This is a genomic window from Kitasatospora sp. NPDC101155, assembly GCF_044768305.1.
Taxonomy (GTDB): domain Bacteria; phylum Actinomycetota; class Actinomycetes; order Streptomycetales; family Streptomycetaceae; genus Kitasatospora.
In genome coordinates this window covers 1-12076 of sequence record NZ_JBIWPN010000101.1, presented here as the reverse complement: position 1 = coordinate 12076, position 12076 = coordinate 1, and the positions used below count along the sequence as shown (strand labels likewise).

Annotated in this window: 11 protein-coding genes; 7 read left to right on the top strand and 4 right to left on the bottom strand. The window is 72.3% G+C overall.

Annotation, left to right across the window (positions count from 1 at the left end):
* Nucleotides 1–79 precede the first annotated feature (79 nt).
* Nucleotides 80–1045: a hypothetical protein gene (locus ACIRYZ_RS45510; RefSeq protein ID WP_402955323.1), complete on the bottom strand. Its 966-nt coding sequence runs from the start codon at nucleotides 1043–1045 to the stop codon at nucleotides 80–82.
* Nucleotides 1046–1602: 557 nt separating this feature from the next.
* Entirely contained in the window at nucleotides 1603–2727 is a 1125-nt protein-coding gene (locus ACIRYZ_RS45505) for a site-2 protease family protein (RefSeq protein WP_402955320.1), read from the bottom strand.
* Between the two features lie 207 nt (nucleotides 2728–2934).
* Here ACIRYZ_RS45505 and ACIRYZ_RS45500 point away from each other — a divergent pair, with 207 nt between their 5' ends.
* From ACIRYZ_RS45500 to ACIRYZ_RS45470, 7 genes are all read left to right on the top strand, one after another.
* Nucleotides 2935–4077, top strand: coding sequence for a 4Fe-4S dicluster domain-containing protein (locus ACIRYZ_RS45500; protein WP_402955317.1), 1143 nt, complete (start codon nucleotides 2935–2937; stop codon nucleotides 4075–4077).
* The gene (locus ACIRYZ_RS45495; RefSeq protein WP_402955315.1) at nucleotides 4077–4883 is read left to right on the top strand and encodes an FAD/NAD(P)-binding protein; all 807 of its coding nucleotides are present in this window, start codon (nucleotides 4077–4079) and stop codon (nucleotides 4881–4883) included. The genes ACIRYZ_RS45500 and ACIRYZ_RS45495 overlap by 1 nt, the downstream gene beginning before the upstream one ends.
* 5 nt (nucleotides 4884–4888) lie before the next feature.
* The gene (locus ACIRYZ_RS45490) at nucleotides 4889–5671 is read left to right on the top strand and encodes an oxidoreductase (protein ID WP_402955312.1); all 783 of its coding nucleotides are present in this window, start codon (nucleotides 4889–4891) and stop codon (nucleotides 5669–5671) included.
* Nucleotides 5668–6963, top strand: a complete 1296-nt coding sequence (locus ACIRYZ_RS45485) for a Ni/Fe hydrogenase subunit alpha (RefSeq protein WP_402955310.1) — start codon at nucleotides 5668–5670, stop codon at nucleotides 6961–6963. The genes ACIRYZ_RS45490 and ACIRYZ_RS45485 overlap by 4 nt, the downstream gene beginning before the upstream one ends.
* Before the next feature lie 5 nt (nucleotides 6964–6968).
* Nucleotides 6969–7469: a hydrogenase maturation protease gene (locus ACIRYZ_RS45480; protein ID WP_402955307.1), complete on the top strand. Its 501-nt coding sequence runs from the start codon at nucleotides 6969–6971 to the stop codon at nucleotides 7467–7469.
* A gap of 665 nt (nucleotides 7470–8134) precedes the next feature.
* Complete coding sequence (locus ACIRYZ_RS45475) at nucleotides 8135–8329, top strand: hypothetical protein (protein WP_402955305.1); 195 nt, start codon at nucleotides 8135–8137, stop codon at nucleotides 8327–8329.
* Nucleotides 8329–9651, top strand: coding sequence for a PP2C family protein-serine/threonine phosphatase (locus ACIRYZ_RS45470; RefSeq protein ID WP_402955302.1), 1323 nt, complete (start codon nucleotides 8329–8331; stop codon nucleotides 9649–9651). Before ACIRYZ_RS45475 ends, ACIRYZ_RS45470 begins: the two co-directional genes overlap by 1 nt.
* A gap of 350 nt (nucleotides 9652–10001) precedes the next feature.
* On the opposite strand, the gene ACIRYZ_RS45465 is transcribed toward ACIRYZ_RS45470, so the two are convergent.
* Both ACIRYZ_RS45465 and ACIRYZ_RS45460 read right to left on the bottom strand, forming a co-directional pair.
* On the bottom strand, nucleotides 10002–11639 hold the full coding sequence (locus ACIRYZ_RS45465) for a bifunctional 3-(3-hydroxy-phenyl)propionate/3-hydroxycinnamic acid hydroxylase (protein WP_402955299.1): 1638 nt from the start codon (nucleotides 11637–11639) through the stop codon (nucleotides 10002–10004).
* A gap of 328 nt (nucleotides 11640–11967) precedes the next feature.
* Nucleotides 11968–12076 (bottom strand): universal stress protein (locus tag ACIRYZ_RS45460; protein ID WP_402955325.1); only part of this gene is annotated, 109 nt, incomplete at its 5' end.

The window sequence follows — 12076 nt, the reverse complement described above, 5'->3', positions numbered from 1 at the left end:
CTCGCGCAGCCACCCGGGCAGCCGCCGGACGACGTCGCCGATGGTGGGGACGGTCTGCCGGGCGGTGGCGGTGGTCATCTCAGCCCTCCGTCCGGTCCACGATGACGAACCCGCCGGCGTACGGCTGGGCGGAGGTGCGCACCCGCAGCACGGCGTTGCCCGGCGAAGCGAAGCACACTCGGGCGGTGTGCCCGGGCTCCAGCCGGGGCGCTCCGACCGCGGCGGGCAGCGTGTACCCCACCGGGTCGTCGTCGCGCAGCGTCGCGCATCCGTGCGGCGGCACACGGAGCCACTGCGGGGAGAAGCGTCCGTCCAGCACGACCGCGCTGGGGCCCTTCGCCACCTGCTCGCCCGCCCGTACCGGGGCGGAGGTGAGGAACGGATGCTGCCAGACCACCAGCGCGATCAGGACCGCCAGCAGCGCGTAGGCCGTGGTGTGGGGGCTGACCTCCCGCAGCTGACGGACCGTACGGTCGGGGTCGGCCGCCAGCATGCCCAGCAGCGCGCCGTAGGCCAGGTGCCCGCCGTAGGCGATGGCCAGGAGCGCCGCGCCGCGCAGGGCGTAGACGCCCGCGACGGGCGAGGCCACCGAGATGGTCTCGATCACCATGCCCCAGGCCAGGCCCCCCTGCCAGCGCCTGCCGCCGGCGATCACCGCGTAGGTGATGCCGAAGCCGATGCCGTTGGAGTAGTGGAAGGCCCAGCCGAGCAGGCCGGTGCGCGGGCTGGACGAGTCGGCGCCGAGGATGAGCAGGCCGTAGCTGTCGATCGGAGCGAACAGGCGGACGCCCGCCAGCATGAACGGCACCCGGAACAGGTCGTAACCGAAGGTCCCCACCAGCCCGCCGAACGTTCCCACCACCAGCGAGTCGTGCAGCCGCCGGTAACGGGGGCTACGGGCCGTTGCCACGGTGATGACGGTGAGCAGCGCCAGGCTGGGGACGGTGACCGACCAGAACCAGAGGCGGAACGGCCCCAGGCCGTACGCCCAGATCAGCAGGGGTGCGACCGGCAGCAGGCCGAGGAACGCACAGAGAACCCGCACACCTCGCACGCGGAGCCCTGACGTGGAGGCGCGGACCACTGAGCTCACGAGCTGTGAGGTGCGAGTTTCTCCTGGTGCCCGCTCGGCCATTCGAGACCCGCTCTAACGTGCCCCTTTGTCACCATTTCACGGGCGAACGAGTGCGGCAAGTGGCGGTTTTTCTCCATGTGGCGCATGGAACGGCGCATGAAAGGTATCGCTCGGAGACGTCGTCCACTGCCCGAGATCCCGCACCCGGACCGTCCGGTCCGCGCTCACGGAGACCGCAGAACGGCCGTCCCCGCGCCGCCCTGGCGGGCTACCGTCTGAGGGCCATGATGTCGCTGACCGGATCGTTCCGCTCCCGGTCTCGATGGTGTCTTCAGCCGGAGGGCCCGGCGCCCGCCAGGATCGAGGCATGAACGGAGCACTCCTCGTCATCGATGTCAGGACGCCCGTATGCTCCGCCGACTGCGCGCCCGGGCATGAGCGAAAGACGAACCAGCCTTCCCCGCGCGGCTCAGCGGCGCCGACCGTAGAAGTCCCGATCTGGAGGCGTCCGACGAGCGGCAGGAGGCTCACGCTCCGCGCGTGGTCGTCGGAGGTCGCATGCGGGCGATCCTGCCGAGGTCCTCAAGGGTGACGATGCCGACCAGCCGGCCGTCGTCCAGGACGAGGATCGGCGGTCGGGCGGTCGCGTGGTCCAGGACTTCGACGAGGTCGTCCTCGGGTGCGGCGACCACGCACTCGGAGAGCGGGGTGGCCAGATCGCGGACGCGTGTCCCGGATCGGCGGCCGGGCGGGACCGTCGCGAGGCGGCGCAGGTCGACCAGGCCGCTCGGGCGGCCGGCGAAGTCGACGACCGGGACGAGCGGGTGGTGGGTGCGTGCGACGGGTTCGGCGAGGAAGCGGTCGAGGTCGAGCCAGTCGGGCCCGGTGGCCACCGGAGAGGTCATGACCTGTCCGATCCGAGTGCCGCGCAGGGCTGCCACCAGGGCGGCGCGGCGGACCTCGGCCAGGGCGGAGGACCACATGAACAGGCCGACGACGACGAGCCAGATCCCGGCACCGACGCCACGGAGGAACTCGAACCAGCCAGCGATGGAGAGCAGGAGGCCGCCGACCTGGCCGACCCGGCCGGCGACGCGCTCGGCGCGTTCGCGGTCGCGTCCGCGCCGCCACACCGCCGCCTGGAGGATCCGTCCGCCGTCCAAGGGTGCGGCGGGCAGCAGGTTGAACACGCCGAGCAGCAGGTTGGTCCAGCCGGTCCACAGCAGAACCGCCGCGGGCACCGTCCAGCGGAGCGCGTGCTGGGCGCCGAGCCCGGCGGCCAGGGACAGGCCGCCCAGCACCAGGCTGGTGAGCGGTCCGATCCCGGCGACGGTGAACTGGAGTCCGGGACTCGGCGCACGTCCCATCCGGGTGACGCCACCGAGCGCGAAGACGGTCATGTCGTCCACCCGGATCCCGGCCCGTCGCGCGGTGACGGCATGGGCGGTCTCGTGCAGGAGCAGGCTCAGGGTGAGCAGCAGCGCCCCGACCAGGCCGGCGAGGCCGTAGACGGCGGCGGAGCGGCCGGGGACCCAGGCCGGAAGCGTCTGACCGGCCAGGCCGACGCCGAGGAACAGGACCAGGACGGGCGCGCTCCAGTGGACCCGCAGCGGTATGCCGAAGATCCTGCCCAGCGGAGCGGACCCGTGCATCCTGACCTCTCCCAGGGGCTGCCGACAGCCCTTCGCACATCCACTGTGCTCTCCCGACGCGGGTCGGCACAGGGCTGAGCGGCCACTGCTTCGGGCCGTCCGGCCCATGCGAGATCGCCGGGACCGGCGGACAGTGGGAGTACGGAACCGCCTGCGGAGGGGAGAGTCACCCGGGGCGGCACCGGCGCGGAGACCGAGGACGGATCGATGGACACGACCGAAGCGCTCGCGGAACTGGATGAGGAAGGCCTCGCCGCGCTCGTCGAAGCCTTGCGGCAGCGCGGGTTCACCGTGATCGGTCCCACCGTCCGGGAGGGTGTGATCGTTCTCGCCGAGCTGGCCTCGGCGGACGAACTTCCGCACGGCTGGGGCGTCGGGACCGAGGCCGGCACCTACCGGCTGCGCCGGCGCGAGGACCGGGCGGCCTTCGCGCACTCCGCCGGGCCGCAGTCCTGGAAGACCTTCCTGCACCCGCCCCGGGCCCGGCTCTGGCAGGCCGACCGGGCCGAGGACGGCACGGTCACCGTCCGTGAGGACGACGACCCGCCGCCCCGCCACGCCTTCCTCGGGGTGCGTCCCTGCGATCTGGGCGCGATCGCCGTTCAGGACCGGGTGCTGACCGGCGGCGCGTACGCCGATCCCGTGTACGGGTCGCGGCGTGCCGGCGCGTTCCTCGTCGTGGTCGAGTGCACCGAGCCCGGCGGTGTCTGCTTCTGCGCCTCCATGGGCACGGGCCCGGGCCTGCCGGACGGCTCCGCCTACGACCTGGCGCTCACCGAGACCGTGGAGTCGGATGGCCTCCACTACCTCGTTCGCGCCGGCAGCCCCGACGGCGAGGACGTCCTCGCTGAACTCCCCACCCACCCCACCGACGGTGAGCACGCCCGTACGGCCGTCGCCGACGCGGCCGGGCGGATGGGCCGCAGCATGGACCCCACCGACCTGCGCGCGCTGATGGCGGGCACGATGACCGCCGAGCGCTGGGACCAGGTCGCGGACCGCTGCCTGACCTGCGGCAACTGCACCATGGTCTGCCCCACCTGCTTCTGCACCACCACGGAGGAGATCACGGACCTCACCGGCGACCACGCGGAGCGCTGGCGCCGCTGGGACTCCTGCTTCGATCTCGACTTCTCCTATCTGCACGGCACCGGCCCGGTCCGGTCCTCCGCCCGCAGCCGTTACCGCCAGTGGCTCACCCACAAACTCGGCACCTGGTACGACCAGTTCGGCTCCTCGGGATGCGTCGGGTGCGGCCGTTGCATCGCCTGGTGCCCGGTCGGCATCGACATCACCGAGGAGGTCGCCGCCCTGCGCGCCGAAGCCGGCACGCCCGAGGGAGCACCGTGATGCACGCGACGACCCCCGTCCCGTACCGGGTGCTGGCCCGCCACCGGGAGACCGTCGACACCGTCACCCTCGACCTCGTCCCGGCCGCGGGCCCGCTGCGCCCGTTCCGGCCCGGCCAGTACGCCATGGTGTACGCCTTCGGCACCGGCGAGATCCCGCTCTCCACCAGCGGCATCACGGGCGACACGCTCTCCCACACCGTCCGCGCGGTCGGAAAGGTCAGCGAGGCGCTGTGCCGCGCCGAGCGCGGCGACTGGATCGGCACCAGAGGCCCGTACGGCACGGCCTGGCAGACGCCGTCCGCCGGCAGTGACGTGCTGATCGTCGCCGGCGGCATCGGGCTCGCCCCGCTGCGCCCGCTGATCGAGGAGGTCCTCGCCCGGGCCGAGGCGTACGGGACGGTATCGGTGCTCACCGGGTACCGCAACCCGGGCGAGCAGCTGTTCCTCGACGACCTGCCGCGCTGGCGCTCCAGGGCGGATGTCCGGAGCACGGTGGACCGCCCCGAACCCGGCTGGCACGGCGCCGTCGGGCTGGTCACCGGCTTGCTGGACGGCACCGACTACCGGCCCGAGCACTGCGCCGCCTACCTGTGCGGCCCGGAGGTGATGATGCGCGCCACCGCGCGGGACCTGCTGCGCCGGGGCGTTCCCGCCGACCGGATCCGCGTATCCCTGGAACGCAACATGCGCTGCGCCACCGCCTGGTGCGGCCACTGCCAGCTCGGCCCCGTCCTCGTCTGCCGGGACGGCCCGGTCTTCGGCTGGGACCACGCCGAAGACCTGCTCTCCACCCCCGAGCGGTGAGCGCCATGGGAAACGTCCCCCGCCTGGCCGTCTGGAAGTTCTCCTCCTGCGACGGCTGCCAGCTCACCCTCCTCGACTGCGAGGACGAACTCCTCGCGCTCGCCGGGAAGATCGAGATCGGCTACTTCCTGGAGGCATCCAGCCGCGAACTGCCGCCGCCCTACGACCTCTCCCTCGTCGAGGGCTCCATCGCCACCGCCGCCGACCTGGAGCGCATCCGGCGGGTCCGCGAGCAGTCCCGCCACCTGGTGACCATCGGCGCCTGCGCCACCGCCGGTGGCGTCCAGGCGCTGCGCAACCTGGTGAGCCTGCCCGAGTACCAGGCCGTGGTCTACGCCCGCCCCGAGTACATCGACAGCCTCGACCACTCCACCCCGATCTCCGCCCACGTGCCGGTCGACCTCGAACTGCGCGGCTGCCCGATCGACAAGCGGCAGCTGCTGGAGGTCGTCACCGCCTACCTCGCCGACCGCAAACCCGACATCCCCACCCACAGCGTCTGCTTCGAGTGCAAGCTGCGCGGTACCACCTGCGTCACCGTCGCCCACGGCACCCCGTGCCTGGGCCCGGTCACCCAGGCCGGCTGCGGCGCCATCTGCCCGGCGTACGGGCGTGGCTGCTACGGCTGCTTCGGCCCGATGGAGACGCCCAACACCCGTGCCCTGTTGCCGTTGCTGCACCGCGACGGGGTGGCGGACGCGGACGCCGCCCGCCTCTACCGCACCTTCAACGCCGAGGCCCCCGCCTTTGCGGACGCGGCCCGACAAGCCGCGGAGGACGACGGATGACCCATCGCACTCAACGGCTGCTCACTGTCGGCGCGTTGGCCCGCGTCGAAGGCGAGGGCGCACTGTACGTCTCCGTCCGCGGCGACGAGGTCGAGGACGTCAGGTTGCGGATCTACGAGCCCCCGCGCTACTTCGAGGCGCTGCTGCGCGGCCGCCGGTACACCGAGCCGCCCGACCTCACCTCCCGTATCTGCGGGATCTGCCCGGTCGCGTACCAGATGAGCGCCTGCCACGCGGTCGAGAACGCCTGCGGGGTCGTGGTGGACGGCCAACTTTCCCAGCTGCGGCGGCTGTTGTACTGCGGTGAGTGGATCGAGAGCCACACCCTGCACGTCTACCTGCTGCACGCCCCCGACTTCCTGCGCCTGCCCGACGCGCTGACACTCGCCCGCGCCGACGCCGCCATCCTCCAGCGCGGCCTGCGGCTGAAGAAGTCCGGCAACGAGATCGTCGAGGTCCTCGGAGGGCGGGCGATCCACCCGGTCAACGTCCGGCTCGGCGGCTTCCACCGACTCCCGACACGAGCCGAACTCGACCACCTGGCCCAGGTGTTGCGCCAGGCGCGGACGGACGCCGAGGACACGCTCGGCTGGGTCGCCGGGTTCGAGTTCCCCGATCTGACGGTCAGTCACGAACTGCTCGCCCTCACCGAACCCGACGGCTACGCCATCGACTCCGGCACCCCGACCGGCGCCCGCTCCGGCCCCTTCCCGCTGCGGGACTTCGAGCACCGCGTCCGGGAGCACCAGGTGTCGCACTCCACCGCCCTGCACGCCACGCTCGACGGCCGGCCCCTTCTCGCCGGGCCGCTCGCCCGCTGGAACCTCGGCGGCGAACGCCTGCCCGCCGAGATCCGTGGCCTGGCCGCCCAGGCCGGGCTCGGCCCGCGCTGCGACAACCCCTTCCGCAGCATCGTCGTCCGGGCGGCCGAGGTGCTGTGGGCCGTTACCGAGGCGCAGCGGATCATCGAGCGGTACGAGCCGCCACCCGCCCCGGCCGTCCCCGTCCCGCCCCGGGCGGGCACCGGGTACGGCGCCACCGAGGCCCCGCGCGGGCTGCTCTACCACCGGTACGACCTGGACGAGGCGGGGATCGTCCGGAAGGCCGTCATCATCCCGCCGACCGCGCAGAACCAGACCGCGATCGAGGCCGACCTGCGGGCCTTCATCCAGCCCCGGTTGCACCTGGACGACGCCGAGCTCACCCGCCAGTGCGAGCAGGCCATCCGCAACTACGACCCGTGCATCTCCTGCGCGGCGCACTTCCTCACCCTGACCGTGAACCGGAGTTGACGAACATGGCGGACCAGCGAGTCGTCGTCATCGGCGTCGGCAACGAGTACCGCCACGACGACGGCGCCGCCGTTTCCGTCCTGGCGCAGCTCGCGGCCGATGACCTCCCCGTCGACCGGATCACCCTGTGCGACGGCGAGCCCACCCGGCTGATGGAGCTGTGGGAGGGCGCCGATCTCGCCGTCGTGGTCGACGCGGTGCACAGCCACCCGGGCGAGCCGGGGCGGATCCACCGGGTCACCGTCGACGCCGACCACCTGCTCGCCGATCCGCTGGCGGACGAGGAGGCGGCGGCAGGCACCCACGGCCTGGGCCTCGGCCACGCCGTCGCCCTGGCCGCCGCGCTCGCCAAGCTGCCGCGTGAACTGCTGATCGTCGCGGTGGAGGGCGCGGACTTCTCGATCGGCGAGGGCCTGAGCCCGGCAGTCGCCGACGCGGTGCCGCGTGCCGTCGCCGAGGTCCGGCGGGCGGTGGAGGAACACCGGGCGGAGGCGCCGGGGCCCTGACCGCCGATCTGCGGCTGATCGAGGTCTACGGCACCGTCCAGGGCGTCGGCTTCCACCCGTTCGTGCACCGGCTGGGTGCGCAACAGAGGACGGCCACCTGGTGTCCCTGGTCGCCGGCCCGCCGTCGCTGCCGAGCGCGTACGCCGTCCGGCTCGACCGGGACGCGTCCGCGCTCGCGGTGGTGACCGCCGCGACGACGGCACCCTGTGGGGCGGCGAGATCCTCCTCGCCAGCCACACCGGCTCCGAGGTCACATCTCGTCGACCAGCTCGCTGAGTCGGCGGGTGAGCTCGGTGATGACGGCACGCTGGTCGGGGGTGAGCTCGCGGAACGCGCGAAACTGCCCACCCCGTCGACGGCCCCGGCAAGACTTCAGATGCGACGGATGTCGTCGACGTCAGGTTCGCCGAGCTGCGGTGGCGGACGATTGCCCGCCGCAGTTCGTCCGCGCCCCGGGCCAGGAACGGGAACGGCGCCACGGTGAGCAGTTGGGCGGGGGAGGGCCTCCGGCCCGCCGCCCGCTGCGCCATTGACGCGATCCCGTTGATCAGGCGCCACGTGCTCTGATCATGTGTGACATGCCGCTTCCGGCGTAATGCCTGGTGTTGGCCGTTCGGCGGGTCACGCTTGTGCGTCGTTGATCACGGTCGTTCAGGAGTCCGCGGGTGTACAGATCGCATGAGCGGCTTTATGGGCCGATTCGCCGGGATCGTCTGCTGGACCCCACGCTGTTGGCGCAGGCGTCGGCCCAGGAGGTCGAGGTCCGCCGCCGGAAAGCGGTCCCCCTGATCCAGTCCGGCGTCGACTCAGACCGGCTCAAGGCCACCGAGATCCAACAGCAGACGAACAGGCGCCGGTGATGGCAAGGAACCAGAACGACTCCCAGCCGTCGGACGAGTCCCGGCGTCTGCGTCTGGGCGTCGAGCTCGAACAGATCGCCGAGCAGCTCAGGTCGCTGGCCCGGGCCCAGGACCGGCTGCACGACCTGTACGAGGCGGTCCTCGGCCGGGACGTGGACCTGCCCGTGGTGCTGCAGCTGATCGTCGATACCGCGATGGAACTGGTCGGCGCCCGCTACGGCGCGCTCGGCGTGCTCGATGAGAGCGGTGGGCACCTCCACCGGTTCATCCCGGTCGGCCTGTCGGAGCAGGAGCGCGCCGACCTGGGCGAGGTGAACCTCCCACGCGGCCGCGGCCTGCTACGGCACCTGATCACCCACCCCGAATCGCTGCGCGTCGACGATATCGCCGCCCACCCCGACTCGGCCGGCTTCCCGCCCGGTCACCCCCCGATGCGTACCCTGCTCGGGGCCGCGATCAGCACCCGCGGCAAGATCTACGGCGACCTCTACGTCGCCGAACGGCGCGACGGCCGGCCCTTCGACGCCCACGACGAAGCACTCATCGTCGCACTCGCCAGCGCCGCGGGCCTGGCCATCGACGACGCCCGCCTGTATGAGCAGACCCGCCTCGACGCCGAACAGTTCCAACGCATACTGCTGCCCCGCCTGCCCGACCTGCGCCCCTTCGACGCCGCCGCGGCCTACCGTCCCGCCAGTACACCCGGCCGCATCGGCGGAGACTGGTACGACGCACTCCTGGTCCCCGACCACGCCTGCGCAGCCGTCATCGGCGACGTCGTCGGCCACGACCTGGAGGCCGCCGCCGCCATGGCCCAGATCCGCAACATGCTGCGCGCGCTGCTCTACGACCAGCGCACCCCACCCAGCGTCGTCCTCGCCCACCTCGACCGGGCCCTCGAAGCGATCACCGACCAGCCCGTCACCACCGCATGCCTCGCCCGCATCGAACCCGCCCAGCCGGGCACCTGGACACTGCGCTGGAGCACCGCAGGACACCCCCCACCACTCCTGATCACCCCCGACCACCGAGCCCGCTACCTGCACGCCGACCCCGACCTGCCGCTCGGCGTCGACACCACCCAGCCGCGCGCAGACCACACCCACCCCATGTCGGCGGGCTCCACAGTGATCTTCTTCACCGACGGGCTCTTCGAACACCCGAAACACCCGATCGAAGCAGGGCTGGAGCGCTTGGCCGCCCTCGCCACCGAACACGCCACGCTGCCCCTGCGGGACTTCGTCCAAACCCTGGCCGACCACCACCCCAGCGACGGCCACGACGACATGGCCGTCCTCGCCCTCCGCACCCCACGCACCTGACCGGGCGCCCAGGCAGGTACGCGACGAACCAGGCCAACCGAACCCGGGCCCGTCAGGAACGCGGCCCAAAGGACCCGGGACCGTCAACCCAGCGAGCGGCCGGCCCGCCCTCCTCGGCGACACTCACGGCCGCCCCGCCCGAGCCCCGGGAGGTCACCCGATCCGGAGTGGCTCCCGATCGGCGAGTACGTGCGGACGTACTGGAATGTGCGGCCGGCCGTCTCTCCGGACTCCAGCCAGCGGCATGCCCTTCTCCTGGTCGGCCGTCGAGGGCGGCTGCGGAACGTCCGCGGGCGAGGCCGTCTTCGCCCCGGCGCCGACGGCGGCGGAGAGCAGGACCGCCGCCGCAGTCATGGCGTGGTCCGGGCGAGACCGGCACGCAGCTCGTCGACGAGCTCAGGCAGGTCGGTGAGGCTGGCTGCGGTGCCGTACAGGTAGAAGTCGGGGCGGACGATGGCCGCGGCGTGACCGGCGTCCCGCAGGACGTTGTCGAGGTCGCCGACCATGTCGAGCCCCGCCCGCTGTGCATCCTCGGGCGTGAACTGCTGGTCGGGTGGGGCCATGTGGATCAGTCGAGCGCCGATGGAGGCCAGGAAATCGCGCTGGCCGGTGGACAGGTGGGGGCAGGGGTCGGCCATGGCCATGACGTGGAAGCCGGTTCCGACGATCTCGTCCAGCAGCCCGGTACGGCCGTCGGGTGCGCGCACCCACCCCTGCCTGGCGAGCTGCCCGGCGGGCGGGACGGGCTGTCCGTCGGGGGAGCTGTGCAGCAGGCCGGGGCCGAGGACCGCCGGGGGGATCGGCGGCAGTGCGAGCTCGGGGCGGGTGTCGGCCTTGAGCATGGCCTCGTCGCGGGCGTCGGCCGCCCCGGGATCGGTGACGCAGCAGACCTTGCCGAGCTCGATGGAGTCGCCGATGGCATGTTGGACGTGCGCGCGGCGCTCGCTGGTGTAGGTGTCCAGCAGGGTGAGGGGTGCGGTCCTGCGCAGGACGAGGTCGAGTTTCCAGGCGAGATTCACGGCGTCCCGCATGCCGGAGCACATGCCCTGTCCGGCGAACGGGGGCATCTGGTGGGCAGCGTCCCCGGCCAGCAGCAGTCGGCCGTCGCGCCAGTTGTCGGCCCAACGGGCTTGGAAGGTGTAGACGGTGTGGCGCTCCAGGGTGGCGTTGTCGGGGGTCAGGTTCCACGGCTTCAGCAGTTGCCAGGCCGTCTCGGGCCGGTTGAGGTCCTCGACGCTTTCGCCGGACAGGCGCATGAACTCCCAGCGGCGCCGGCCGGGTCCGCCGGAGACGAGCGTGGTGGGCCGGGCCGGATCGCAGATCTGAAGGTTGATCTGGGGCCAGGGGTCGTGCGGGATGACGTCCACGATCAGCCAGTCGAAGAAGAACCCCAGATCGGTCACGGAGGTCCGCATGCGCTCGCGGACGAAGCTGTTGGCGCCGTCGCAGCCGATGACATACGCCGCGCGCAGTGTGTAGTGCTGCTGATCTGGACCGCGAACGGTCACCTCGACCAGGTCGCCGAGATCGGCCAGTTCGGTCGCCTCGTGGCCACGGCGGACCTGTACCGAGGGCAACTCGCGGACCCGGGCATCGAGAGCCTGCTCCAGGTGGGGCTGGTGGAACCTGTTCACCTGGGGCCAGCCCGAGGCCCCGATCCGCCGCCGGTTGTAGTACAGCAGGGTCTGGCCTGCGGCGTTGCGCCACTCGTAGTCGGGTGCGGGTTCGCTGAAGTACGGGAACTGCCGGGCGAGTCCGGCGGCGGCGAGGATTCGGGCGATCTCGTCGTCGAAGCCCACGGCCCGGGGCCGCTTGTACGCTTCCGGCCAGCGCTCGACAACACCCACCCGCCAGCCCCGGCCTCCGAGCAACCGTGCCGTCAGCTGCCCCACCGGACCGTAGCCGACGATCACCACATCGAACTCGGGCGTGTTCTGCTTCGCCGCCGAGCCGCCGGGCTCGGCATCAGGTCGCGCTACAGGGGACATCGCAGGCTCCGGATCGACCAGGAGACAGCAGCACAAACCGGGGGTTCGGCAGCAGGAGGCGAGGAGGCGGCGCCGCAGCCGTGGACAGGCTGTCTCAGCCCGCTGCCCTGGCGATGACCCAGCCCGTCCTTGTTGAAGGCCCGCAGTCTTGTGCTACGGGCATCGCCTGCGGCACCACTGGCCAGGGGCGCGGCCACTGCGGCCTCTTGGTCGGCGGCCTCGACGATGCCCGCCAGGCCCAACCATCGTAGATCCGCCCATGCCGGACCGCGCGCGGGCCGGACCGTACCCTCACGGGCCGGGCCTGATCTGCGCCGGCACCCCGGGGTCAGCGTCGGGGGGTGGGCACGATCGCGATCGGGCATTGTGCGCGGTGCAGCAGGCCGTGGGGGACGGAGCCGAGCCGCATGCCGGTGAAGCCGCCCTGCCCGCGGCGG